Raw genomic sequence first — 24,941 nt, 5'->3', positions numbered from 1 at the left:
ACCTCGGCGGTTGCCTGAAACGCAACCGCACCGGGAGGAACACCCCCATGGAAGAACTCGTCGTCATAGGCAACGGCATGGTCGGCCACCGGCTCGTCGAGGCCCTGCGCGACCGCGACGCCGCGGGCCACTGGCACATCACCGTCGTGGGGGAGGAGCCCCGCGCCGCCTACGACCGCGTCGCCCTGTCCTCCTACTTCGACGGCGCCACCGCCGAGGACCTGTCCCTGGGCGACCTGTCCGGCCCCGCCGTGGACGTGCACGTCAGCGAACGCGCCACCGCCATCGACCGCGCCACGCGCACCGTCACCACCGCCACCGGCCGCACCCTGGCCTACGACCGGCTCGTCCTGGCCACCGGCTCCGCCCCGTTCGTGCCGCCCGTCCCCGGACACGACCTGCCCGGCTGCCACGTCTACCGCACCATCGAGGACCTGGACGCCATCACCGCCGCCGCCCGCGGCGGGGCCCGCACAGGTGTCGTCATCGGCGGCGGCCTGCTGGGACTGGAGGCCGCCAACGCCCTGCGCCTGCTGGGCCTGGAGGCGCACGTCGTCGAACTCGCCCCCCACCTGATGCCCGCCCAGGTCGACGAGGGCGCCGGCTCGCTGCTCGCCGGACTCGTCACCGACCTGGGCGTGCACGTCCACGCCGGCACCGCCTCCACCGCCGTGGAGGCCGGACCCGACGGCCGCGCCGCCCGCCTGCTCCTGGCCGACGGCACCCACCTGGACACCGACCTGGTCGTCTTCTCCGTCGGCATCCGCCCCCGCGACGAACTCGCCCGCCAGGCCGGACTGGAGGTCGGCGCCCGCGGCGGCGTCACCATCGACGACACCTGCACCACCTCCGACGCCCACATCCACGCCGTCGGAGAGGTCGCCTGCCACCGCGGCACCGTCTACGGGCTCATCGCCCCCGGCAACGCCATGGCCGAGGTCCTGGCCGACCGGCTCGTCGGCGGCCAGGCCACCTTCACCGGCGCCGACACCTCCACCAAGCTCAAGCTCATGGGCGTGGACGTGGCCAGCTTCGGCGACGCCCACGGCCGCACCGAGAACTGCCTGGACGTCGTCGTCAACGACGCCGCCACCGGCCGCTACGCCAAGCTCGTCCTGTCCGACGACGCCACCACCCTGCTGGGCGGCATCCTGGTCGGCGACGCCACCGCCTACGCCACCCTGCGCCCCATGGTCGGATCACCCCTGCCCGGCGACCCGCTGGCCCTCATCACCCCCCAGGGCGAACCCCTGGGCGCCGACGCCCTGCCCGACAGCGCCCAGATCTGCTCCTGCAACGCCGTCACCAAGGGCGCCATCGACCAGGCCATCTGCGACGGCAACCACGACGTCCCCGCGCTGAAGGCCTGCACCCGCGCCGGCACCAGCTGCGGATCGTGCGTGCCCATGCTCAAGAGCCTCCTGGACAAGGCCGGCATCGTCCAGTCCAAGGCCCTGTGCGAGCACTTCTCCCACTCCCGGGCCGAACTCCTGGAGATCGTCCGCGCCACCGGCACCACCACGTTCTCCGCCCTCATCGACAACCACGGCACCGGCAGCGGCTGCGACATCTGCAAGCCCGCCGTCGCCTCCATCCTGGCCTCCCTGGGCAACGGCCACATCCTGGACGGGGAGCAGGCCGCCCTCCAGGACACCAACGACCGCCACCTGGCCAACATGCAGCGCAACGGCACCTACTCCGTCGTCCCGCGCATCCCGGGCGGGGAGATCACCCCCGACAAGCTCATCGTCATCGGCGAGGTCGCCCGCGACTTCGGCCTCTACACCAAGATCACCGGCGGCCAGCGCATCGACCTGTTCGGCGCCCGCCTGGAGCAGCTGCCCGCCATCTGGACCCGCCTGGTCGAGGCCGGATTCGAGTCCGGGCACGCCTACGGCAAGTCCCTGCGCACCGTCAAGTCCTGTGTGGGCACCACCTGGTGCCGCTACGGAGTCCAGGACTCCGTCGGCCTGGCCATCCGCCTGGAGGAGCGCTACCGGGGCCTGCGCTCACCCCACAAGCTCAAGTCCGCCGTCTCCGGCTGCGCCCGCGAATGCGCCGAGGCCCGCAGCAAGGACTTCGGCATCATCGCCACCGACCACGGCTGGAACCTCTACGTCGGCGGCAACGGCGGCTTCACCCCCCGCCACGCCGACCTGCTCGCCTCCGACCTGGACGAGCCCACCCTCATCCGCTACATCGACCGGTTCCTGATGTTCTACATCCGCACCGCCGACCGCCTCCAGCGCACCGCCGCCTGGATCGAGGCCATGGACGGCGGCCTGGACCACCTGCGCGAGGTCGTCGTGGAGGACTCCCTGGGCATCGCCGCCGACCTGGAGGCCGCCATGGACCGCCACGTCGCCTCCTACACCGACGAATGGGCCGCGGTCCTGGCCGACCCCGACAAGCTCGCCCGCTTCCAGTCCTTCGCCAACGCACCCGACACCCCCGACCCCACCATCGCCTTCACCACCACCCGCGACCAGCCCGTCCCCGCCGCACCCGTCCGGCTGGGCATTCCGACCCTGCGCACCCGGGAGAACGCACGATGACCACCTACGCCGCCGAAGCCGCCGCCCCGGCCCCCGACGCCGCCTGGACCGTCGCCTGCCCCAGCACCCGCCTGCGCACCGACGACGGAGTCGCCGTCCTGCTGCCCGACGGCCGCCAGGCCGCCCTGTTCCGCACCCGCACCGGCGACCTGTACGCCATCGACAACATCGACCCCTTCACCGGGGCCGCCGTCCTGTCCCGCGGCATCGTCGGCGACCGCGCCGGCGAGCCCACCATCACCTCGCCCCTGCTCAAGAACGCCTTCTCCCTGCGCACCGGCCTGAGCCTGGACGACCCCGGCATCCGCCTGGACACCTGGCCCGTCCACGACGACGGCACCACGGTGCGCATCGGGACCGGCAACCCGACCCGCATGGAGGGCGCCCCGTGACGACCGCCCTGAGCACCGGCGAGGGCAGCGCCCCGCCCACGACCGCGCCCCTGGCCGGATTCACCGTCGCCGTCACCGCCGCCCGCCGCGCCGACGAGCTCTCCGCCCTGCTGCGCCGCAAGGGCGCCCAGGTCATCGCCGCCCCCGCCCTGCGCATCGTCCCCCTGAGCGACGACCAGCGCCTGGCCGCGGTCTCGGAGGACCTGGTCCGCCGCCCCGCCGACGTCGTCATCGCCACCACCGGCATCGGCTTCCGCGGCTGGGTGGAGGCCTGCGAGACCTGGGGCACCGTCGACGGCCTCCTGGAGTCCCTGGGCGCCTCCCGCCTGCTGGCCCGCGGCCCCAAGGCCAAGGGCGCCATCCGCGCCGCCGGACTCACCGAGGAGTGGTCACCGCCCTCGGAGTCCTCCGCCGAGGTCCTGGACTACCTCCTGGAACGCGGCGTCCAGGGCCTGCGCGTGGCCATCCAGCTGCACGGCGAACCCCTGCCCGACTTCACCGCCGCCCTGCGTCTGGCCGGCGCCGAGGTCGTGGAGATCCCCGTCTACCGGTGGACCCTGCCCGAGCAGACCGCGCCCCTGGACCGCCTCATCGAGGCCGTCACCACCGGGGGAGTGGACGCCGTCACCTTCACCAGCGCCCCGGCCGCCGCAGGCCTGCTCGCCCGCGCCCGCACCACCGGGCACGCCGACGCCCTCGTCCACGCCCTGCGCCGCGACGTCCTGGCCATGTGCGTGGGCCCGGTCACCGCCCGACCCCTCATGGCCCACGACATCCCCACCGCCTGGCCCGAACGCGCCCGCATCGGCGCCCAGGTCCGGGCCCTGGCCGAGGAACTGCCCGCCCGGTTCCCCACCCTGGCGGTGGCCGGGCACCGGCTGCGCCTGCGCGGCCACGCCGTCCTGGTCGACGGCACCGTCCACACCCTCTCGCCCACCCTCATGCGGATCATGCGCGCCCTGGCGCACCGCCCCGGCCAGGTCCAGGACCGCGCCCGCCTGCTCACCTGCCTGGGGGAGGACGCCGACGCCCACGCCGTGGAGACCGCCGTGGCGCGCCTGCGCACCGCCCTGGGCGACCCCAAGATCATCCAGACGGTCGTCAAGCGCGGCTACCGGCTGGCCCTGGACACCCCCGGATGCGAGTGAGGACCGTGCACCGACACCCCACCCTGCTGCTGGCCCTGCACGGCACCCGCGACCCCCGCGGCACCGCCGTCGCCCACTCCCTGGCCCTGCGCACCGCCGAGCTGACCCGTGTTCCCACCCGCCTGGCCTTCGCCGACGTCCTGGAACCCACCGTGGGACAGGTCGCCGCCGACAGCCCCGGCCCCCTGGTGGTCGTCCCCGCGTTCCTGGCCGCCGGATACCACGTGCGCGCCGACATCCCCGAGCAGCTCGCCCGCGCCGGACGCGCCGACGCCGTCGTCACCCCCGCCCTGGGCGACCACCCGGCCGTGCGCGACACCGCGGTGCGGCGCCTGTACCGGGCCGGGTACCGGCCCGGCGACGCCGTCGTCCTGGGCTGCGCCGGGACCTCCGACCCCCGCGCCATGGCCGACCTGCACCGCGCCTCCGACGCCCTGGCCGCCCGCCTGGACACCCCCGTCCACCTCGCCTTCGCCGCCACGGCCGCGCCCACCGTCGCCGACCGCGTCGCCGAGCTGCGCGCCCGGGGGCACCGCCGTGTCGCCCTGGCCTCCTGGCTGCTGGCCCCCGGCCTGTTCCAGCGCCGCCTGGCCCGGGCCGGGGCGGACGTGGTCGCCGACCCCCTGTGCCCGGACCCGGCCATCGCCCACGCCGTCGCCGCCCGCTACCAGGAGGCCGCGATCCCCCAGCCGGTGTGAGCCCCGGGGCGGGGCGCCCCGCCGGGGGCGCGGGGCGGCGCCCGCGGACCGGGACCCGGACTCGCCCCCCCGGGGCGGGCGGTGGCCACATGCGGCAACCGGGTGCGCACGCGCCGCCGACGGGGAAGACACTCCGGTGGACCCGCCCCCTCGGCCACGAGAGGCAGACCATGCCCATCCCGTCCCCCGCCACCGACGACGTCCGCGAACCCGGCTGGGACCGCGCCCTGGGAGTCCTGGCCGGCGCCGCCGCAGCGACCGCCCTGGTCGGAGCCGACCCCTCCCTGGCCGCCCGGTTCCTGGCCCCGGCCCCCTCGCCGCCCGCCCGCCTGGCCGCCCTGGCGCGCACCGCGCTGGACCACCGGACCCCGCCGCCCGACGACCCCCTGGACCGCGCCTGGACCGACGCCCTGCGCTCCCTGGTCCGCACCGGCGCCGCCCCCGAACGCTCCCCGGACCTGGAGCACACCGCCGCCGACGACCCCCGCGGCGTCTCCTGGCGGGCCCTGACCCGCACCCCCGTGCCCCGCCACGCGCCCCACCGCGGGTCCTTCGCCTGCACCCACCTCGTCGACGCCGTCTGGACCGCCTACACCGCCTCCGGGGACCTGGCCGCCATGTACACCGGCGCCCTGGCCGGGGCCCGCTGGGGCCTGTCCGCCGTCCCCCTCCAGGCCCTGCGCGTCCTGTCCGGGACCGTCGACCCCCACACCCTGGTCACCGACACCTTCACCCTGGTCCGCGGCCCCCGCACCGACCGGTGGCCCCACGCCTCCGTCCTGGCCGACCACCCGCGCCGCCTGCCGCCCTTCGCCGTCCCCCACCCCCTGGACCCCGGTGTCCTGCTCGGCAACATCGACCACCTGCGCGCCCGCCCCGAGACGGTCGACGCCGCGGTGTCGCTGTGCCGCACCCATCCCGGCGACGCGCCCCACCTGGCCCCGGCCGACTGGATCCGCGTCTGGCTCCACGACGACCCGCGCGCCAACACCAACCTGCACTTCACCCTGGACGAGGCCGCCGCCGCGGTCGCCGCCCTGCGCGCCGAGGGCAAACGCGTCCTGGTGCACTGCTGGGCCGGGGCCTCGCGCACCCCTGCCGTGGCCGCCCGCTACGCCGCCGCCGGACTGGGCGCCCCCGTGCTGCCCGCACTGACCCTGCTCATCCGCACCGTCGGCGGCCACCTGGACAACCCCGCCCTGGCCCGCGCCGTCGCCCACCTGAGCGGCCACGACATCACCGACCCGGCCGCCACCCTGTTCCCCGACGGCGTCCCCCCGCGCCGCGCCGACCTGCCCGCCCCCCACGTCACCGGATAGGGGCAGTCCACAAACCCGCGGTGAGAAGTTCCACAAACCGTCGCTTTCCGGTACCGTTACCCCGGCGTTACCCCTTAGGCTCTGCGCTCAGACCCCGCGTGACGCCGCACGGTGGTCCCCTCCGGCCCCGCAGCCGGGCCCCGGCCCGGAGACCGGCGAGGACCGCGCACCCGGCACACGCCCCCCGCCCCCTCGCACAGGGGTGGTGTCGCGAGCGGACCGCCCCGCGGCCCGCACTGCCCTGTTCCCGTTCAAAGGACTCCGACGTGGGCGAACACCAGCCCCAGACCACACCGGTCGACGAGGACACCACCCTCATCGACACCACCCGCGGGCCCGCGCCCGCGGGCCCGCGGGTCGCCGCCAAGCGCGCCCGCCGCAAGCGCACCCTCATCATCGCCGGTGCCGCGGGCCTGGCCCTGATCGTGGGCGGCACCGCCACCGCCGCCGTCGTGGCCACCGGCGCCGGCCCCGAAACGGCCACCAGCGCCACCGTGGTCCCCGAGGCCGACCCCGACCCGCTCGTCCCCGCCCAGGGACAGGGCGAGCCGGACGCACAGGCCGCCCAGGGGGCCCGGGACGCCGTCACCGGGGCCACCCAGACCACCAGCGCCCAGGCCTCCGACATCGAGAAGGAGCCCGAACCCGAGCCCGAACCGCAGGGGGGCACCTCCGGAGGCGGCTCCACCGGCGGCGGCGAGCCCACCGGAGAGGGCGGCACCTGCGAGGCCTCCTTCTACGGCGCCGACTTCGCGGGCCGCACCACCGCCAACGGGGAGACCTTCGACCCCAACGCGATGACCGCCGCGCACAAGACCCTGCCCTTCGGCACCATGGTCCAGGTCACCAACCCCGGCAACGGCAAGTCCGTGACCGTGCGCATCAACGACCGCGGACCCTTCATCGCCGGACGCTGCCTGGACCTGTCCACCGCCGCGTTCGACCAGATCATCGGCACCGGGGCCGGTGTCGGCCAGGTGCAGTGGCAGGTCGTCTCCTAGCCCGCCGCACCCCGCCCGGGCGCCCCGCACCCTCCCCGGGGGTGCGGGGCGCCCGGCCGTCACGGCACTCCCGGATCCGCGTGTGACCCCCCGCACGTCCCCACCTCGTGGCACAATCCCCGTCATTCGCACGATCAGCCACCGACACGCGAGGGAGCAGGGGCGTTGTTCCGCACCACCACCGGTTGGGTCGTCTCACCCACCGACCTCGTCGACACCCTCGAATGCGACCACCGCAGCGCCCTGAAGGCCGCCCTGGCCGCCCGGGTCGAGGGCGCACCCGCCCCCGAACCCGTCGACCCCCTCGTCGCCCACCACGGCCACCTGCACGAACAGGCCGAACTCGAACGCCTCACCGCACTGTTCGGCCACGTCGTCCACATCCCCGACCCCCACCCCGACGACACCTCCCTGGCCGAGGCCGCCGCCGCCACCGCCCGCGCCATGGCCGAGGGGGCCCCGGTCATCTACCAGGGCTGCTTCCACCACCCCCTGCCCGCCCGCGGCACCGCCCCCGTCGCCTTCCACGGCCGCGCCGACTTCCTCATCCGCGCCGACCTGGACCCCGCCACCGGCACCACCCGCCCCGAAGCCGACCCGGACGAGCCCTGGACCTACGAACCCTGGGACACCAAGCTCGCGCGCCGCCCCGGCCCCGGCGCCGTCGTCCAGCTCGCCGCCTACGCCCACGCCGTCGCCGTGGCCACCGGCCGCACCCCCCGCCGCATGCACCTGCTCACCGGCGACGGCCACACCCACAGCCTGGACACCACCGACTTCACCCCCATCCTGGGCACCGTCACCGACCGGCTGCTGGCGTCCCTGGCCGCCGACCCCGCCCTGCCCGCCCCCACCTGGGGCGCCCCCCGCCCCTCCTGCGACGGCTGCGGCTACTCCACCTGGTGCTCCTCGGGCCGCACCGCCGCCCGCCACCTCTCCCTGGTCGCGGGCCTGCGCACCGACCAGGCCGCCAAACTCATCGACGCCGGCATCTGCACCATCGACGACCTCGCCCGCGCCGGCGACGACCAGCGCCCCGCCTCCCTGCCCCGCCGCTCCTTCGAACAGCTGCGCGCCCAGGCCTCCCTCCAGGTCCGCCAGGACACCACCCGCACCCCCGACAACCCCCAGGGCACCGTCACCGCCGAGGTGTTCGCCCCCGACGGCCTGGCCTCCCTGCCCGCCCCCAGCCCCGGCGACGTCTTCTTCGACATGGAGGGCTACCCCTACCACTCCCGCGAGGGCGGCCGCGGCCTGGAGTACCTCTTCGGCGCCACCACCGAGGACGAGGACGGCACCGAGACCTTCCACACCTTCTGGGCCCACGACCGCGTCCAGGAGAAGAAGGCACTGGAGGACTTCGTCGACTTCGCCTGCGCCCGCATCGAGGCCGACCCCGGCGCGCACATCTACCACTACGCCTCCTACGAGGTCGACCGCCTCAAACACCTCAGCTCCGAGTTCGCCACCCGCGAGGAGGAGGTCAACCGGCTCCTGCGCGAACACCGCCTGGTGGACCTGTACACCGTGGTCCGCAAGAGCCTGCGCGTGTCCCAGCGCTCCTACTCCATCAAGTACCTCGAACCCCTCTACCTGCCCGACGCCCGCTCCGGCGGCGTCACCACCGCCACCTCCAGCATCGACGCCTACGCCGCCCACCTGGCCGCACTGGAGGCCGGCGACCACGACCGCGCCGCCCAGGTCCTGGCCGACATCGCCGCCTACAACCGCGACGACTGCCACTCCACCGCCCGCCTGCGCGACTGGCTGGAGGAGCACCGCACCCTCCAGGGCATCACCGACCGCCCCCTGGTCCAGCTCGAACTCACCGAGGACGAGGCCGAGCGCGCCCGCAGGCGCGCCGAACGCCTGGCCCGCCAGGCGGCCCTCACCGAACCCCTCCTGGAGCGGGTGCCCGAGGACCCCGCCGAACGCACCGAGGAGGACGCCGCCCGCGCCTCCCTGGCCGCCCTGGTCGGCTACTACCAGCGCGAGAACCTCCCGCCCTGGCGCGAGCACTACCGCCGCACCAACGCCCCCCTCACCGACCTGGAGACCGACACCGACTGCGCCGTCCCCTGGCAGGTCCGCGCGGGGGAGTGGGTCGAACCCACCGGCCGGCAGCGCAAGGCCCGCCGCGAGATCCTCATGCGCCTGGACACCTCCCACCCCCACCCCTTCACCACCGGCCAGGACGTCCACCTGCTCTACCCCGGCGCCCCCGGCCAGCCCGCCCTGGCCGCCACCGCCACGGTCACCGAGGCCCGCCCCGACAGCCTCACCATCGTCGAGACCTGCGACGCCGACGCCCTGCACTTCCGCAACCCCGTCGCCGTCCTGCCCGGCTCCCCGGTCAACCCCGCCCCCAAGGACGGCGCCCTGGAGACCGTCGCCGGCCGGGCGCTCCAGGACCTGCCCGAATGGCCCCGCCACGCCGGACTGGACCTGCTGCGCCGCATCCCCCCGCGCCTGACCCCCGCCGGCCCCCTGCCCGACCCCGCCGACCACGGCGGCGACCTCATCGCCGCCACCATCGCAGCCGTCGACCGCCTGGACCACTCCTACCTCGCCGTCCAGGGCCCGCCCGGAGCCGGCAAGACCTACCTCGCCGGACGCCTCATCACCCACCTGGCCCGCCGGGGCAAGAGCGTGGGCGTGTGCTCCACCAGCCACAAGGCCGTCGAGAACGTCATGTCCGCCGCCCTGCGCGCCGCCGAGGAGGCCGGGGTCGACCTGCCGGCCGCCAAACGCGCCAAGTCCAGGAAGGACGCCGACCCCGACCTGCCCTGGGACCAGCCCACCACCCCCCAGGCGCTGGCCGGGTGGCGCGCCAAGCACACCTCCGAGGGCCGCCCCGTCCTCATCGGCGGCACCGCCTGGGCCATGGCCAACGCCTCCATGGTCGCCGACCCCCTGGACGTCCTCATCATCGACGAGGCCGGGCAGTTCGCCCTGGCCGACACCCTGGCCGTGTCCGCGGCCGCCCGCGACCTGGTCCTGCTCGGAGACCCCCAGCAGCTGCCCCAGGTCGTCCAGGGCACCCACGGCGAGGGCGCCGACGCCTCCGCCCTGCAGCACCTCATGGGCGGCCGCCAGATCATCGACCCCGCCCGCGGCTACTTCCTGGACCAGACCCGGCGCATGCACCCGGCCGTGTGCGCCCCCGTCTCGGACCTGTCCTACCAGGGCCGCCTGCACGCCCACCCCACCACCGCCCTGCGCACCCTGGCCCTGCACGAACCCGGCCTGTACGCCCACGCGGTCGACCACCGCGGCCGCACCACCCACAGCCCCGAGGAGGTCGAGGCCGTCGTCGCCGCGGCCACCGCCCTGGTCGCCGACAAGGCCACCCTGGGCGCCGACGCCCCGCCCCGGCCGCTGACCGGCCACGACATCCTCGTCGTGGCCCCCTACAACCTCCAGGTGCGGGCCCTGCGCCGCGCCCTGGCCCGCGCCGCCGAATCCGACCCCGCCCTGGAGGGCGTCCGCGTCGGCACCGTCGACCGCTTCCAGGGCCAGGAGGCACCCGCCGTCATCTGCTCCATGACCACCTCCGACGCGGCCGAGACCAGCCGCGGCACCGCCTTCGTCCTGGACCGCAACCGCCTCAACGTCGCCCTGTCCCGGGCCCAGCTGATCGCCGTGCTCGTCCACTCCCCGCACCTGGCCGCGACCGCCCCGCGCAGCATCGAGGAGCTGCGCCTGCTGGCGTCCTTCACCCGCCTGACCGGTGCCGCCCGCCCCTGGCCCGACCACCGGTGACGACACACCGGCGCCGGTTTCGGACACCCTCCGGGTGGAGTACGTTTTACAGAGCACGCCCCCGCCACGGCCGGTCCGCGCATCCCCGCGAGGCCGTGCGCCGCGCGTGCGCGACGGCCCACCCCGCCCCGTTCCCGAAAGGCACCCCGGCCCCCGTGTCCGACAGTCCCTCCGCCTCCGGCCGTGGCCGCAACACCCGCCACCCCACCGGAATCCGCGTCGTCGTCCTCGTCCTGGCCCTGATGGCCCTCACCCTGGGGCCGGCCGGATACCTCATGGGCGCCAACGCGGAATCCCACGCCGGGTCGGCCGCCGAATGGTTCACCCTCTCCTTCGGCGCCTTCGTCGGCATCCCCCTGCTGGCCGCCGCCGTGGCCACCGTCGCCGGGGACCGCAGGGCCGCCCTGTGGTCGCTGGTGCTGCTGGCCTGGCCGCTGGTGTTCGTGTCCCTGATCCACTTCACCCCCCTGGGCGGGTAGGCTCCGGGTGTGTCACCCAAGAAACGCAGGAAGCGCAGGCCCGGTCCCGACAACGGATCCCCGCCCCGGCGAGCCCGGGAGACCCCCGGCGGGAACCGGGACGCCGCTCCCGCCGCGGGCAGGATCTCGCGCACCCCGGTGGTCGTCGGCGACCCGCCCGACCGGCGCCTGACCGCCCTGTGGGTGGTCCTGGGCCTGGTCTGGGGCCTGGGCTCCCCGCTGGCGCTGGCCGCGCTGCTGTTCACCACCCTGGACGCCGCCGCCGTCGACCCCGCCGACCCCGGAGCCGCCGCGGAGGCGGTGGACTCCATCGGCACCTCCCTGATCTGGCTGCTGGTCCTGGCCCTGCTCGTGCCCGCGGCCTCAGCCGTCGCCGCCGTGGTCCTGCGCCGCAGGATCGCCGCCATCGGCTTCACCGCCGCCCTGGTGGTCTCCGCGGTCCTGGTGTTCTGGGCGATGCCCCCGGCCGAACTGTGGGACGCCCTGCGCTCCCACCTGGCCGGCTGACCCGCCGGGAGCGGCCCGTGGACACCCCCGAGAACGCCGTGGCCCTGCCCGACGCCGTGCGCACCCGCCTGGCCGCGGGGACGCACAGCGTCCTGGTCGACACCCGGGCCCTGGAACGGGTCCGCGAGCGCTTCGACGACGACCAGGCCCGCGCCCTGGCCCGGTTCCTGGCCAACGCCCAGTCGCCCAACACCCTGCGCGCCTACCGCACCGACTGGAGCGCCTTCACCGCCTGGTGCCTGGCCGAGGAGCGCACGTCCCTGCCGGCCGACGCCGTCGACGTCGCGGTCTACCTGGCCGCCTGCGCCGAGGCCCGCACCCCCGACGGGCGCCTTGCGCTGGCCCCGGCCAGCATCGAGCGCCGGGCCGCGGCCATCGCCGCCGTCCACGGCGCCCACGGCCTGGCCTCGCCCACCCGGGCCGAGGTGGTGCGCCTGACCCTGCGCGGTATCCGCCGCACCCGCCGGGCCCGCCCCCGCCGCAAGGACCCGGTGGTGCTGGCGACCCTGGAGGCGCTGCTGGCCCACCGCCCGCCCGCGGACCACCCCGGCGGCATCACCCGCCGCCGCGACACCGTGCTGCTGCTCACCGGGTTCGCGGGGGCGCTGCGCCGCTCGGAGCTGGCCGGCATCACCTTCGACGACATCACGGTGCGCACCGACCCCGCGGGCGGGGCCACCACCCTGCTGGTGGCACTGGGCGCCACCAAGACCGACCAGGAGGGACGGCGCGGCCACGTCGTGGCGCTGCCCCGGGGCCGCCACCGGCACACCTGCCCGGTGTGCGCGCTGGCCGACTGGGCCGAGCTGCGCGCCCGCCACCTGTCGGGCGGCGCCGAGGCGGTGCGCGCCCTGCTCGCCGGGGCCGCCGCCGAGCCGCCCGCCTCCGTCCACCGCTGCGGACGCCTGACCCCGCAGGACCTGGCACCGCTGGCCGACGGAACGGCCCGCCCGCTGCTGGTCCCGGTCTCGCGCCACGGCGCCCTGGGGCCCCGGGCCATGACGGGGCAGTCGGTGGGGGAGGTGGTCAAAAAGTACGCCGCCCGCGCCGGACTGGACCCCGAGGCGTTCGGCGGGCACTCCCTGCGCGCCGGATTCGCCACCCAGGCCGCACTGGGCGGGGCCGCCGACCGTGAGATCATGCGGCAGGGGCGGTGGACCAACCCGCGCACGGTGCACGACTACATCCGCAGCGCGGACCCGCTGGACGACAACGCCGTCACCCGCCTGGGGCTGTGAGGCGGCGCCGCGTGGGGGCCTCGTCTCGAATCTTCAACAAACCCACCAGTGAGGACGGAAAACCGCACTTAACGTGCGATCCTTCACTCACGACGCATTAGGTTGGTTGCGTGAGAAAGGGGACGGGCCCATGGTCGACGAATTCCGCGCGGCATTCCAACAACTGATCGACGCATCGGTGTCCGCCGACCCCCGCCAGTTCCCGCCGGCGGTCCACCAGGTCCTCGTCCTGGCCCCCCGCATCCCCGCCTCCGAACGCGAACTCGCCCTGGAGGCGCTGGCCCCCCTCCTCACCGGCGACCACGCCGCCCCCGGCATCACCGCCGACCTGTGCGTGGTGGCCGGAGCCCTCGTCGAGGTCGGCACCGACCCCGGCCCCGCCGGACCCGAGGTCCTGCGCCGCCTGCGCGCCATCGGCCGCGGCGCCATCGTCTTCGTCCGCGCCTGGCAGCGCACCGGCGGCGGCGACCCGCCCGACCCCGACTCCGTCACCGCAGCCGACGAGAACCGCGTCGCCACCGACCTGGGCGCCGACGCCCCCGGCGCCACCATGTGCTGGTGGACCGTCGCCCGCCACGCCCTGGCCGCCAAGACCATGCTCTCCCGCTCCACCGTCCGCTCCCACGTGCGCCGCGACGCCACCCTGCACGCCGAACTCGTCGCCGTCGCCAACCAGCTCGGCGACCACCTGCCCGACCTCCAGGAGGTCCGGGCCCTGCTGCGCATGGCCGAGGCCGGCTCCGCGGTGGTCCTGGACCGCGCCTCCGGCCGCGCCTTCCGCGTCCTGTTCGACGGCATCGGCGACAACTTCCAGCTCCACACCCTGCTCGCCGACGCACTCGTGGGCCCCTCCGGCCAGGGACTGGCCGGGGACCCCCCGGACCCGCGCTGGGTGCGCGCCTTCCGCGACGCCGACCCCGACCCGGCCGCCCGCACCGTCCGCGGCTGGTGGAACCTGGTCGCCCACGACGGCACCTGGGTGTGGAACGAGGGGGTCCCCGCCGAGATCCCCACCCTGGAGGGCGAACACGTCCTGGTCCTGGACGAGCAGCCCTACCCCCGCTCCTGGAACGCCCGCCGCCGCCACCCCATGGTCACCGGCTGGCTGGAGGTCGAGGTCGAGCTGTCCCCCGAGGAGGCCGGCCTGTGGTGGAAGCGGGTCGCCCCCGCCGAACCGGCCATCCCCGACCCCACCGAGGACGCCACCCCCATCCCCGAACCGGTCCTGGCGGAGGAGGCCACCGGCGCCGACCGCGTCCGCGGCTTCCTGGCCCCCGAACCCGAACCCGCGCCCCGGGAGCAGCGGCCCGAGCCCCAGGCGCCCCCCGCGCCGGAGCCGGACCCCGCACCCCCGGCGGCCGCACCCCGACCCCAGCGGCCCGGCCCGCCCGCCGAACCCTCCGGCACCGGCCTGCCGCCGCTGCCGCCGGGAGTCTCCAACAGCTCCGCCTGGGGCCCCACCTGGCGCTGAACCGGACACGTTCGTGGGCCCGCACCCGGGTGCGGGCCCACGAACGTGCGGGGGAGGGGCCGGTCAGGCCCGGTGCCGGGGAACGTGCTGGGGCTCGGGGACGGACTCCGCACGCGTCCGCGCCTGCGGCTCGTCCTCCTCGTACAGGCCCTCGAAGTACTCCTCCTCGGTGACCTCGCGGTCCTCCTCGCGGCGCCGCCAGCGCCCGCCCACGAACACCGCGGCCGCCAGTACCAGCGCCACCGGAACGAACACGCCCAGCGGCAGCAGCTCCAGCGCACCCGCCAGACCCGGCACGTCCGGCAGCCGCTCCAGCAGGTTGCCGCGCAGCAGCGCCACCGCCGTCACGGAGCCCAGCGCCAGGGCCACCGACAGCGGCAGCATCGGGGTCAGCCGCGGGGGGACGGCCATCAGCGCCACGATGACCCCGACGCCCACCAGCCCGGCCAGGACCAGCGGGCCGGTGCCCTCCAGGACACCGCGCTCCGCGGCGTGCAGGGTGCGCAGGTGGGAGAACGCCCAGCCGCAGGCCAGCAGCAGCACGGGGGCAAGGATCAGACCGGACAGGAAGCCGACGAAATGTCGCACGGGGGTGCTCCTCTCAGGGGTTGCGCGACACCTTAGCGACAAAACAGGTGGCAGCCCACAAAACCCCACCGAATGCACATCCGAAACCGGGCCGCCCGGTCGCCGGACACGCGGCGGGCGCCGCACCCCCTCCGGCGGGGGAGTGCGGCGCCCGCGACGGCGACCGGTCCGGAGACCCCTCAGGGGGCGCCGGGGTCCCGGCGCAGCCCGTCCGCTCCGGCATGCCCGTCCAGGGACAGGACCCGGTCCGAGGTCGGGCCGCCGAACCGGCGCCGCACCTCATAGGCCGCCAGCGCCACCACGACCGCCCCCAGGGACGCCAGCAGCGCCGGACGCTGCTCGGGGATGACCAGCATCGCCACGCCGATCACCACCAGTCCGACCAGCGCCGCCCACGTCAGGTAGGGGAACGCCCAGATCGCGAACCCCAGCCGCTCCGGCTCGCGCGTGCGCACCCGCCGCCCCACCACCAGCTGGGAGGCGCAGATCGTCAGGAACAGCACCAGCAGGATCGCGCCGATGGAGGCCACCAGGAACGGGAACACGTGCCCGGGGAACAGGTACTCGGCCACCGCGGCCACGTACCCGACCACCGTGCCCAGGAGGATCGCCCGCACCGGCACACCGCGCCGGCTGGTCCCGCGCAGCACGTGCGGGGCGTCCCCCTGGCGGGTGAGGGTGAACAGCATCCGCGAGGAGGTGTACATCGCGGCGTTGAGCACGCTCAGCACCGCGATGAAGACCACGATCTCCATGATCAGGGCCGCACCGGGGATCCCCACGTGCTCCATGACCGCCACGAACGGGCTGACCCCCGGCTCCACGGTGTTCCAGGGCAGGACCAGCACCACGACCACGATCGAGGCCACGTAGAACAGGCCGATGCGCCACAGCACGTTGGTGACCGCCGAGGCCACCCCCCGCTCGGGCTCGGCGCTCTCACCGGCGGCGACGGTGATGATCTCCACCCCGCCGAAGGCGAACAGCACCACCACGGTGGCGGCCAGCACGGCCGTCCACCCCTGCGGCGCGAACCCGCCGTGCTGCCACAGGTTGGCGATCGAGTCCGCGCCCGCGCCCTGCCACAGGCCCAGCGCCCAGGCGCCGCCGATGAACAGGAACGCCACGATGGTGGCGACCTTGACCAGGGAGAAGAACGACTCGGTCTCGGCGAAGACCCGCACCGAGACCAGGTTGGCCGCCGTCATCGACAGCAGCACGGCCAGGGCCAGGACCCAGGCCGGGACCCCGGGGATCCACCCCGACAGGATGGTGGCCCCGGCCACGGACTCCGCGGCCACCAGGACCGCGTACATCCACCAGTAGACCCAGCCGATGGTGAAGCCCGCACGCGGGCCGAAGGCCAGGCGCGCGTAGTCGGAGAAGGAACCGCCGGCCGGCACGGAGACGACCATCTCGCCCAGGGCGCGCAGGGTCAGGAAGACCAGGGCCCCGGCGATGGCGTAGGAGACCACGGCGGCGGGACCGGCCGTCTGGATGACCGCTCCCGAGCCGATGAAGAGGCCCGCCCCGACCGAACCGCCGATGGCGATGAGCGCCATGTGGCGGCGCCGCAGGGTGTGGGCCAGTCCGGTGGTGGTGGACTGTTCTGGGGTGCTCGCCGCGGGGTTGGGCGGCGTTGTACTGCTCGTCACCCCACCAACACTAGGAGCACGCCGTCACCCCGCCGGGCACCGGCCCCACCGAAAACAGCCCATCAACCCATCAATATGGGACAGATCACAGCAAAACCTGAGCAACCCTCATGAGCATGACCGCCACCACACACAACGGCGACCCGCACCACCACGAACCGTGACGGCCGCCACCCTGCCGGTCCGTACCGGACCACGCCACCCGCCGCCCCCGTGCCCGGACGGCGGCCGCCATCCCCACCACGGGGGAGGCACACCCCCCGCCCCCTGTGCCACGATCACCCTGTGCGCCACCTCATCCGACCGCTCGCCACCGCGGCACGCCCCTTCACCAGCGCCCACACCTACCGGCGCTGGGCCTACCTCATCATCGGCGGCGCCCTGCTCACCCCCTACGCCGTGGCCGGCCTCGTCCTGGCAGGCCTCATCACCCAGGGCGGCACCCAGAACCAGCCCAGCCCCGCCTCCTGGGCCCTGGGCCTGCTCATCACCCTCGCCGCGCTGGCCGCCACCGCCCGCATCCCCGGCGTCGCCACCGCCCAGCACCAACTCGCCCGCGCCCTCCTGCGCGGCCCCCTGGACCGGCTCCCCGACACACCCCCCGCACCCGGCGCCCGCGCCGCCCTGTGGCTGTGCCTGCACACCTTCACCGGCCTGGCCGTCAGCCTGGCCACCATGGTCGGCCTCACCGAATCCGCGCTCCTGGCCATCGCCCCCCTGTCCGCGGAAGCCCACACCGTCTCCCAGGGCCCCCTCACCCTCCTGGGACACGGACCCCTCACCCCCGCCCAACGCCTGGCCGGCCCCCTCCTGGGCCTGGCCCTGCTCCTGGCCCTCATCGCCGCCGTCGCCCTCACCGGCCACCTCCTGGCCCTGCTCGCCCCCCGCCTGCTCGGCCCCTCACCCGCCCGCCTGCTCGCCGACGCCCAGGCCCGCGCCCGCGCCCTGGCCGAACGCAACCGCCTGGCCCGAGAACTCCACGACTCCCTCGGCCACGCCCTGTCCGTCGTCACCCTCCAGGCCGCCACCGCCGCCCGCCTCATCGACACCGACCCCGACTTCGCCCGCCAGGCCCTCACCCACATCGCCGACCAGGCCCGCACCGCCACCGCCGACCTCGACCACGCCCTGGGCATCCTGCGCGAGGACACCCCCGCCCCCACCGCGCCGCCCCCCGACCTCACCCACCTCACCCACCTGGCCGACACCGCCTCCCACACCGGCACACCCCTGCACCTGACCCTGACCGGCGACCCCCGCACCGTCCCCGCCCTGCTCTCCCGCGAGACCTACCGCATCGCCCAACAGGCCCTCACCAACGCCCTCACCCACGCACCCGGCCACCCCCTCGAGCTCACCCTGCACATCACCCCCCACCACCTCCACCTCACCGCCACCAACCCCCTCCCTCCCCGCCGCCCCCTCACCCGCCGCCGCACCGGCGGCCGCGGCATCACCGGCATGCAGGAACGCGCCCACCTGCTCGGCGGCACCCTCACCGCCGGACCCACCCCCGCCACCGAACCCACTCACTGGACCCTCGACCTCACCCTGAACTGGAAAGACACCGACACCCCATGATCCGGATCGCCCTCGTCGACGACGAAGCCCTCATCCGCGCCGGACTGGCCGCCCTCATCGCCGCCGAACCCGACATGGAGGTCGCCGGCCAGACCGACGACGGCGCCGGCGTCCCCGACCTGGTGGCCCGCACCACCCCCGACCTCGTCCTCATGGACGTGCGCATGCCCCGCCTGGACGGCATCCAGGCCACCCGCACCCTCACCGCCCGCCCCCACCCGCCCCGCGTCCTGGTCCTGACCACCTTCGACAACGACGCCCACGTCTGGGACGCCCTGCGCGCCGGAGCCACCGGCTTCCTCCTCAAGCGCACCCCGCCCGAGGACATCCTCGCCGCCATCCGCATCGCCCACCGCGGAGACACCCTGCTCTTCCCCACCGCACTGCGCGCCCTGGCCGCCACCCGCCCCGCACAGCCCACCCCCGCCGCCCGCGCCGTCGCCACCCTCACCCCCCGCGAATCCCAGACCCTCACCCTCATCGCCCAAGGCCTCACCAACACCGAGATCGCCCACCACCTGCACCTGGGCACCGAGACCGTCAAGACCCACGTCTCCAACATCCTCACCAAACTCGGCGCCCGCGACCGCACCCAGGCCGTCATCGCCGCCTACGACGCCGGCCTCGTCCAGGCCCGCCGCTGACCCCACCGCACACCGCACCCGACAGGAGGGCCGGGGGAGCGGGGCGAAACCCCACGAACCCACCCCGCCGCCACCCCCGGCACCGCGACACGCCCACCACGGCCCGAACAAGAAGTGAAGACGCTGCTACTTTCGGCAATCACACTTCGTCGCACCACCGGGAGCAGCACCGTGCCGACCATCGACCTGGACCACATCAGCACCCTCTACCGCACCCACCGCGACGACCTCGCCCGCGCCCGCGCCCACATCGGCACCCTCACCACCGACCTCCCTCCCAACCCCGCCCCCGACGACATCGAAGCCGAGATCACCTACCTCCTCATCCGCCACCACACCCCCGACCACATCGTCCGCATCGGCACCGCCCACAGCACCGCCACCGCCTGGACCCTCACCGCCCTCCACCACAACGGCACCGGCCACCTGCACACCTTCGACACCCACGACCCCCACCCCCACCACCTCCCACCCGGCATGGACCCCCAACGCTGGCACCACACCAAAGGCGACGTCCGCGCCAAACTCACCCACCTGCCCCACCACACCGACCTGCTCGTCCTCGACAGCCCCCACGGCGGCTGGTTCGCCCGCTGGTACCTGCACCACCTCCTGCCCACCCTCACCCCCCAGACCCCCATCGCCGTCCACGGCGTCTTCCGCCACCCCCACACCCCGCCCTTCACCGAAGGCGCCCTCGTCCTGTCCTGGCTCGCCCACAACACCACCGGCTACTTCACCGCCTCCGCCGCCCGCGCCCCCCACACCCACCGCGCCCTCACCGACCTCAAGACCGACCTCGGCCTCCACCCGCCCCTGCACCCCACCCGCACCGACCCCGCGATCTTCTTCCACCTGCCCACCCGCCCCCACCCCGCGTCCCCCGCCACCACCCGGCCCCGCGCCCACGCCACCACCTGACCCCGGACACGCGAAACGGGGGGCGGCCCCAGGCCACCCCCCGCACACACCCCGCGGATCACACCCCGTCGGACTCCGGAACCGGCTCCGGATCCGACTCCAGCGAACGCCCCCCACGCTCGGCCGCGCTCTCACGCACCCACACCACGTCCGCCGCATCCGAGACGATCCGCGTGAAGTCCACCGGCTGGTCCAGGCTCACCATGTGCCCCGCCCGCGGCACGTTCAACAGCCGACCCTCCGCACACGCGTCGAAGAACTGCCGCTCATGGATCCGGAAATGGTCCCGGGCCCCGTTCACCAGCCACACCGGCCCCGGATACCGCCCCAGCGCCGCCAGCGCGTCCATCTCCGACACGGCGTCGATCACCGCCGTGGCCGCCTCCACCGCCAACCCGCCGTCCAGCACCGCCTCGGCCGCCGTGTCCCGCAGCGTCAACCGGTGGAAACGCTCGTTCAACGTCGCACCCTTGTCCGGCAGCCGGTCCATCAGCACCGCCGGAATCCGGTACACCTGCGCCAACGTCTGCACGGGCTTGGCCGTGCAGCTCGCCGCCACCAGCCCCGCCACCTTCCCCGGCGCCGCCGCGGCCGTCGCGATCGACACGAACCCGCCCAGGCTCAAGCCCACCACCAGGGCCCGACCGCCCACACCGTCGATCGCGTCCACCACCGCGTCCACCGCACGCCCCAGCGAGAAATCCTCACCCCGGCGCGACCCGTGCCCCGGCAGATCCGGCGTCACCACCCGCCGCCCCTGCTCGGTCAGCAGATCCACCTGCGGGCGCCACATACTCCCCGACACCCGCAGGCCGTGCACCAGAACGATCGGAACACCCACCGGAACGCCCACGCACCCCACCCCTCACACCTGGTAGCGCACCGTCACCGGCGCATGATCGGACCAACGCCCCGCACGATACGGGATACCCGCTCCACACGCCGATCCCAACTCCGGAGGGGCCACATGGTACCCAATCCGCCAGCCGATCAAGCCATATGACCGTACGATGCCGGAGGTGAGCCGACAGCTCCACACCCTGAGTGCCATCCGCCCACCGGTATCGACCGACGAGACCACATCGATCAGCCGTCAACGTGCCGCGAACGGCGACGGATGGAAGCTCGCCCCGGACCCGGAAACGGTCAAGGTGCTCGCCCGGATCATCCGTGACGTGCTCGACGGACGATCACTGACCGCCGCGGCAATGGCACTGAACAACGCCGGTACACCGGTCCCGCGCGGCCACCAAGCGATCAAGGCGGGGCGTGAACCGGGCGGCGTCCGCGCCGACTGGCTGGATGCGTACACCACGGACAGGTTCTTGAAGCACCTCGGCCCCATGCCGATGACCGAGATCGTCACGCACAAGGGCTACGACCCGACACCCGGACTCGGCAAGGTGGAGAACGAACTGCGCGCGCTGTACGCCGACAAGGGCACACGCCGTTCGCGTACAGGCCGAAAGATCTGGCAGGAGGAGATCGACGCGCTGGAGCGCCGCGCCGAGGCCCTCGAGGCAGCACCCCGCATCGAGGCCCGCACCGAGGCCATCGGGACCGGCGAGACGTACGCGATGTTCCGGGAGCGCCACGACGTGACCGGCCGCCGCCGGCTGCTCCGCGACTCCGGGGCCCGAGTGGCCGTGACCAAGGGGCGCTCGGGCGGAGGGGCCGAGCGGCTCAAAGGCCCGGACGAGAAGCGACTTGCGTTCACCGTGGACGCACACACCGCACCCGAAGCCGCGGAATCCGAGGGGAAGGAGCCGGACGAGCCGTGAACGCGCGGCCCGCCCGAGCATCGACGGGTCGCGGTCACCAGCCCTGCGTGAGCGCCCCCGCGCCCTGTGCGGACGCGGGGGCACCGGCACGTACCGGCTCGGACAGGAAGGCCCTACATGCCGAAAACAACCGTCACAGGCGCGTGATCCGACCACCGTTCCGCGTGCGACGCCGCACGCTCGACATGCGCCTTGACCGCGCGGTTCGCGATACCCGGCGTTGCACATACCAGGTCGATGCGCCAACCGGTGTCGTTGTCGAAGGCGCGCCCGCGGTAGGACCACCACGAGTACGGGCCCTCCCGGTCCGGGAACAGCCCCCGCACCACGTCCACGTACCCCGCCTCACCGAAGACCCGGTCCATCCACGCCCGCTCCTCGGGCAGGAACCCCGCCTTCTTCACATTCTGGCGCCAGTTCTTCAGATCCGCCTCCCGGTGCGCGATGTTCCAGTCCCCGCACACCACCAGCTCCCGGCCCTGCGCCTCCACCTCCGCACGCCGCCGCACCAGGTAGGGCAGGAACGCCTTCATGAACCGCTCCTTCTCGTCCTGGCGCTCGGTCCCCACCTCGCCCGAGGGCAGGTACAGGCTCGCCACCGACACCCGCCCGAAGTCCGCCTCCAGGTACCGGCCCGACTCCTCGAACTCCGCCTCGCCGAACCCCACCCGCACCGCGTCGGGCTCCACCCGCGAGTACACCGCCACCCCGGCCCGGCCCCTGGCCGCGGCCGGCGCCAGCACCACATGCCACCCCGGGGGAGAGACCACCGACGCCGGCAGCTGCGCCGCCTCCGCCCGCACCTCCTGGAGGCACACCACATCGGCCGCCGAAGCCGACAACCAGTCCACGAACCCCGGCTCCTTCTTCGCCGCGGCCCGCAACCCGTTCACGTTCACCGTCGAGATCACCATCGTCTGCTGCACACCCCCAGCCTAACCAGCGCCACCCCCCGCCTCACCGCGATCACCCCCGGCCACCAACCGCCGCACCACCCCGTACGTCCGGTTCGAGGACGCCGCATCCCGCGTCGCCCGCGCCGTCACCTCGATGTACGCCTGCGACGACGCCACCGACGCATGCCCCAGCAGGTGCATGATCTCGGTGACCGAAGCCCCGTCCTCGGCCAACCGCGTCGCGAACGTATGCCGCAGCGCGTGCACCAGAGACCCCCGCGCCACCCGGTCGTGCACCCCCGCATGCCGGTAGCACTGCCGCACCAGATACTGCAGCCCGCCCCGGCGCAACCCCTCGCCCCGGTTGTCCACCAGCAGCGGATCCGACCCCGCCACCGCCCCGAACCGAGCCCGCCGCGTCGCCAGGTACGCCTCCAGCAACACCTCCAACGGCCGCTCGATCGGCAGCACCCGCTCACCACCCCCCTTGCCGACCACCCGCACCCGCATCTCACCCGACCGGCCCGACACCGAATCCACCCGCAACGCCAGCATCTCCGCCGACCGCATCCCCGTCAGCAGCGCCAGCGCCAGCACCGCCAGGTCCCGCTCCGGCCACGGGTCCCGCGCCCTGCGCGCCCCCCGCGCCAACGCCTCCAGCAGCCGCTCCGGGGTGTCCTCGCCCCGCAGCGGCTTGGGCCCCGAGGGCCGCACCCGCGGCCGCGGCACCGCCGACATCGGATTCCCCGGCACCACCCGCTCGGACACCCAGAACCCGAAGAACCCGTTCCACGTCGACCACGCCCGCAGCACGCTCGACGCCGCCCGCGACGCCGCGAACTCAGCGAAGGCCCCCCGCAGCGTCGGCACGTCCAGATCCGCCCACCGCAGCTCCGAGGCCTCCACCCCCCGCTCCCGGGCCGCACACCCCAGCACACCCAGCAGATCCCGCCGATAGGCCGCCACCGTGTGCTCCGACGGCTTGGCCGCCCGCCGCGCCACCAGATACTCCTCCACCGCATCCACCAGACGCTCGCTCATGCCCACAGCATCCCCGATCCCGGCCCCCGCCGCCCACACAGCACGGCCCACGGGCGGAACACGTGTTCCCCGGACGCGGAGAAGGGCCCCCGCGGCACCGCCGCGAAAGCCCTCCGCCCGCCCCCGCGGGCGGGCCCTCACCCCCCGTCACTCCGTCTCCAGGCCGGCCAGGCGACGGCGCGCCGGCGCCTGGCCTCATAACGCTCCCTGCGGGCGGCGGCCCGCACCATCGCCTGCCGCTCCGCCCTGCACACCCGGTCGTTGCACCCCGAGCAGCAGGTACGGACCAGCAGCATCACACCCGGGTCCTCCCACCGGCACCGCGTCCCCGGGTCCTCCGGAGAAGGCCGCTCAGGCAGGTCGCACGGGCCGAACCGGTGATCGTGGACCGCCCCGGGCCGGTGCTCGGCACGGCGCACCCACAGGGGCTTGGTGCCGTCCGTACGGGACATCTCGTTCCTTCCGGAACCCGCCGCCCGCAGCCCGGACCCTCCGGCCGGGCGGCCGGATCCTGCACCTCACACCCACCACCTCCCGCGTACACGCATGGATCCCGGACGGTACCCCCGCCTCCCGCCGCGGACAAGGCCGGATCCGGCACAGGGAGCCCGCACACCACGGCGGGCCCGGAGCCCCCGCAGTCGAATGCGACAAAAAACCCATGACTCACACACCGGGCACTGCCAGACTCCTGCCATGGCAAAGATCCACGACTCCATCGACGACCGCATGGCCCGCTTCCTCCTCGGCCAGCCCGTCTTCTTCGTCGGCACCGCACCCCTGGCCCACGACGGCCACGTCAACGTCTCACCCAAAGGCATGGACGGCACCCTCGCCGTCCTGGACCCCCACCGCGTCGCCTACCTCGACTACACCGGCTCCGGCATCGAGACCATCTCCCACCTGCGCGAGAACGGCCGCATCGTCCTGATGTTCTGCGCCTTCACCGGACCGCCCAACATCGTCCGCCTCCACGGCACCGGACACGCCGTCACCCCCGCCGACCCCGACTTCCCCACCCTGCGCGCCCACTTCCCCAAAGAACGCACCCTCGGCCAACGCGCCGTCATCGTCGTCGACGTCCACCGCATCTCCGACTCCTGCGGCTTCTCCGTCCCCCTCATGGACCTGCGCGCCGACCGCGACATCCTCGACCGCGACCACCTGCGCCGCGACCCCGACTACTTCACCGACTACCACCGCGACCGCAACGCCACCGGCATCGACGGCCTCCCCGGCCTGACCACCTGACCCCCGCACACCA

At 74.6% G+C, this 24,941-nt stretch carries 22 protein-coding genes; 16 read left to right on the top strand and 6 right to left on the bottom strand.

What is annotated here, in order from left to right; genetic code table 11:
• Nucleotides 1-47 precede the first annotated feature (47 nt).
• From nirB to ACSUPR_RS02245, 11 genes are all read left to right on the top strand, one after another.
• Nucleotides 48-2,555: a nitrite reductase large subunit NirB gene (nirB, locus tag ACSUPR_RS02295; RefSeq protein WP_436889105.1), complete on the top strand. Its 2,508-nt coding sequence runs from the start codon at nt 48-50 to the stop codon at nt 2,553-2,555.
• Nucleotides 2,552-2,947 carry a nitrite reductase small subunit NirD gene (gene nirD, locus ACSUPR_RS02290; RefSeq protein WP_436889103.1) on the top strand — a complete coding sequence of 132 codons (396 nt, stop codon included), beginning with the start codon at nt 2,552-2,554 and terminating at the stop codon, nt 2,945-2,947. The genes nirB and nirD overlap by 4 nt, the downstream gene beginning before the upstream one ends.
• Nucleotides 2,944-4,095, top strand: a complete 1,152-nt coding sequence (locus ACSUPR_RS02285; protein ID WP_436889101.1) for a uroporphyrinogen-III synthase — start codon at nt 2,944-2,946, stop codon at nt 4,093-4,095. The genes nirD and ACSUPR_RS02285 overlap by 4 nt, the downstream gene beginning before the upstream one ends.
• Before the next feature lie 5 nt (nt 4,096-4,100).
• Nucleotides 4,101-4,793 (top strand): sirohydrochlorin chelatase, encoded by a 693-nt coding sequence (locus tag ACSUPR_RS02280; protein WP_436889099.1) that lies wholly within the window; start codon nt 4,101-4,103, stop codon nt 4,791-4,793.
• A gap of 170 nt (nt 4,794-4,963) precedes the next feature.
• Nucleotides 4,964-6,112: a dual specificity protein phosphatase family protein gene (locus tag ACSUPR_RS02275; protein WP_436889097.1), complete on the top strand. Its 1,149-nt coding sequence runs from the start codon at nt 4,964-4,966 to the stop codon at nt 6,110-6,112.
• 266 nt (nt 6,113-6,378) lie between these two features.
• Nucleotides 6,379-7,113, top strand: coding sequence for a septal ring lytic transglycosylase RlpA family protein (locus ACSUPR_RS02270; RefSeq protein ID WP_436889095.1), 735 nt, complete (start codon nt 6,379-6,381; stop codon nt 7,111-7,113).
• A 165-nt stretch (nt 7,114-7,278) separates the two neighbouring features.
• Nucleotides 7,279-10,875, top strand: a complete 3,597-nt coding sequence (locus ACSUPR_RS02265) for a TM0106 family RecB-like putative nuclease (RefSeq protein WP_436889093.1) — start codon at nt 7,279-7,281, stop codon at nt 10,873-10,875.
• Nucleotides 10,876-11,030: 155 nt separating this feature from the next.
• Nucleotides 11,031-11,354 (top strand): hypothetical protein, encoded by a 324-nt coding sequence (locus ACSUPR_RS02260; protein ID WP_436889092.1) that lies wholly within the window; start codon nt 11,031-11,033, stop codon nt 11,352-11,354.
• A gap of 9 nt (nt 11,355-11,363) precedes the next feature.
• A complete protein-coding gene (locus ACSUPR_RS02255) occupies nt 11,364-11,861 on the top strand; it encodes a hypothetical protein (protein WP_436889090.1) in 498 nt (165 codons plus the stop codon).
• A gap of 17 nt (nt 11,862-11,878) precedes the next feature.
• Nucleotides 11,879-13,099 carry a site-specific integrase gene (locus ACSUPR_RS02250; RefSeq protein WP_436889088.1) on the top strand — a complete coding sequence of 407 codons (1,221 nt, stop codon included), beginning with the start codon at nt 11,879-11,881 and terminating at the stop codon, nt 13,097-13,099.
• Between the two features lie 130 nt (nt 13,100-13,229).
• On the top strand, nt 13,230-14,570 hold the full coding sequence (locus tag ACSUPR_RS02245) for a hypothetical protein (RefSeq protein ID WP_436889086.1): 1,341 nt from the start codon (nt 13,230-13,232) through the stop codon (nt 14,568-14,570).
• Between the two features lie 63 nt (nt 14,571-14,633).
• Here ACSUPR_RS02245 and ACSUPR_RS02240 read toward each other — a convergent pair whose 3' ends face one another.
• Both ACSUPR_RS02240 and ACSUPR_RS02235 read right to left on the bottom strand, forming a co-directional pair.
• Complete coding sequence (locus ACSUPR_RS02240; RefSeq protein ID WP_436889084.1) at nt 14,634-15,158, bottom strand: hypothetical protein; 525 nt, start codon at nt 15,156-15,158, stop codon at nt 14,634-14,636.
• Between the two features lie 179 nt (nt 15,159-15,337).
• Entirely contained in the window at nt 15,338-16,720 is a 1,383-nt protein-coding gene (locus tag ACSUPR_RS02235) for an amino acid permease (protein WP_436892210.1), read from the bottom strand.
• 378 nt (nt 16,721-17,098) lie between these two features.
• Here ACSUPR_RS02235 and ACSUPR_RS02230 point away from each other — a divergent pair, with 378 nt between their 5' ends.
• From ACSUPR_RS02230 to ACSUPR_RS02220, 3 genes are all read left to right on the top strand, one after another.
• Nucleotides 17,099-18,394, top strand: coding sequence for a sensor histidine kinase (locus tag ACSUPR_RS02230; protein WP_436889083.1), 1,296 nt, complete (start codon nt 17,099-17,101; stop codon nt 18,392-18,394).
• Nucleotides 18,391-19,038, top strand: coding sequence for a response regulator (locus ACSUPR_RS02225; protein WP_436889081.1), 648 nt, complete (start codon nt 18,391-18,393; stop codon nt 19,036-19,038). Before ACSUPR_RS02230 ends, ACSUPR_RS02225 begins: the two co-directional genes overlap by 4 nt.
• A gap of 171 nt (nt 19,039-19,209) precedes the next feature.
• Nucleotides 19,210-19,959: a class I SAM-dependent methyltransferase gene (locus ACSUPR_RS02220; protein WP_436889080.1), complete on the top strand. Its 750-nt coding sequence runs from the start codon at nt 19,210-19,212 to the stop codon at nt 19,957-19,959.
• 58 nt (nt 19,960-20,017) lie between these two features.
• Here ACSUPR_RS02220 and ACSUPR_RS02215 read toward each other — a convergent pair whose 3' ends face one another.
• Nucleotides 20,018-20,800, bottom strand: coding sequence for an alpha/beta fold hydrolase (locus tag ACSUPR_RS02215; RefSeq protein WP_436892209.1), 783 nt, complete (start codon nt 20,798-20,800; stop codon nt 20,018-20,020).
• Between the two features lie 178 nt (nt 20,801-20,978).
• On the opposite strand from ACSUPR_RS02215, the gene ACSUPR_RS02210 reads away from it, so the two are divergent.
• Nucleotides 20,979-21,740, top strand: coding sequence for a hypothetical protein (locus ACSUPR_RS02210; protein ID WP_436889078.1), 762 nt, complete (start codon nt 20,979-20,981; stop codon nt 21,738-21,740).
• Nucleotides 21,741-21,853: 113 nt separating this feature from the next.
• On the opposite strand, the gene ACSUPR_RS02205 is transcribed toward ACSUPR_RS02210, so the two are convergent.
• The 3 genes from ACSUPR_RS02205 to ACSUPR_RS02195 all read right to left on the bottom strand — a co-directional run bounded on the left by ACSUPR_RS02205 (nt 21,854) and on the right by ACSUPR_RS02195 (nt 24,129).
• Nucleotides 21,854-22,654 carry an exodeoxyribonuclease III gene (locus tag ACSUPR_RS02205; RefSeq protein WP_436892208.1) on the bottom strand — a complete coding sequence of 267 codons (801 nt, stop codon included), beginning with the start codon at nt 22,652-22,654 and terminating at the stop codon, nt 21,854-21,856.
• 21 nt (nt 22,655-22,675) lie between these two features.
• Nucleotides 22,676-23,677, bottom strand: a complete 1,002-nt coding sequence (locus ACSUPR_RS02200; RefSeq protein ID WP_436889076.1) for a tyrosine-type recombinase/integrase — start codon at nt 23,675-23,677, stop codon at nt 22,676-22,678.
• Nucleotides 23,678-23,814: 137 nt separating this feature from the next.
• Complete coding sequence (locus ACSUPR_RS02195; RefSeq protein ID WP_436889074.1) at nt 23,815-24,129, bottom strand: hypothetical protein; 315 nt, start codon at nt 24,127-24,129, stop codon at nt 23,815-23,817.
• A gap of 244 nt (nt 24,130-24,373) precedes the next feature.
• Between ACSUPR_RS02195 and ACSUPR_RS02190 the strand changes: the two genes are divergently transcribed.
• Nucleotides 24,374-24,928 carry a pyridoxamine 5'-phosphate oxidase family protein gene (locus tag ACSUPR_RS02190; RefSeq protein ID WP_436889072.1) on the top strand — a complete coding sequence of 185 codons (555 nt, stop codon included), beginning with the start codon at nt 24,374-24,376 and terminating at the stop codon, nt 24,926-24,928.
• Nucleotides 24,929-24,941 lie beyond the last annotated feature (13 nt).

This window comes from Nocardiopsis dassonvillei (genome assembly GCF_964273065.1).
GTDB lineage: Bacteria > Actinomycetota > Actinomycetes > Streptosporangiales > Streptosporangiaceae > Nocardiopsis > Nocardiopsis dassonvillei_B.
Note: the sequence above shows the minus strand (reverse complement) of the source record. Positions and strands in the feature narration are given on the sequence as shown.

Excerpts from the sequence above, each read along its gene's own strand:
- ACSUPR_RS02190 (WP_436889072.1), top strand. The coding sequence starts at position 24,374 with ATGGCAAAGATCCACGACTCCATCGACGACCGCATGGCCCGCTTCCTC.
- ACSUPR_RS02245 (WP_436889086.1), top strand. The coding sequence starts at position 13,230 with ATGGTCGACGAATTCCGCGCGGCATTCCAACAACTGATCGACGCATCG.
- nirB (WP_436889105.1), top strand. The coding sequence starts at position 48 with ATGGAAGAACTCGTCGTCATAGGCAACGGCATGGTCGGCCACCGGCTC.
- ACSUPR_RS02225 (WP_436889081.1), top strand. The coding sequence starts at position 18,391 with ATGATCCGGATCGCCCTCGTCGACGACGAAGCCCTCATCCGCGCCGGA.
- ACSUPR_RS02275 (WP_436889097.1), top strand. The coding sequence starts at position 4,964 with ATGCCCATCCCGTCCCCCGCCACCGACGACGTCCGCGAACCCGGCTGG.
- nirD (WP_436889103.1), top strand. The coding sequence starts at position 2,552 with ATGACCACCTACGCCGCCGAAGCCGCCGCCCCGGCCCCCGACGCCGCC.
- ACSUPR_RS02200 (WP_436889076.1), bottom strand. The coding sequence starts at position 23,677 with ATGAGCGAGCGTCTGGTGGATGCGGTGGAGGAGTATCTGGTGGCGCGG.
- ACSUPR_RS02235 (WP_436892210.1), bottom strand. The coding sequence starts at position 16,720 with ATGGCGCTCATCGCCATCGGCGGTTCGGTCGGGGCGGGCCTCTTCATC.
- ACSUPR_RS02195 (WP_436889074.1), bottom strand. The coding sequence starts at position 24,129 with ATGTCCCGTACGGACGGCACCAAGCCCCTGTGGGTGCGCCGTGCCGAG.
- ACSUPR_RS02205 (WP_436892208.1), bottom strand. The coding sequence starts at position 22,654 with ATGGTGATCTCGACGGTGAACGTGAACGGGTTGCGGGCCGCGGCGAAG.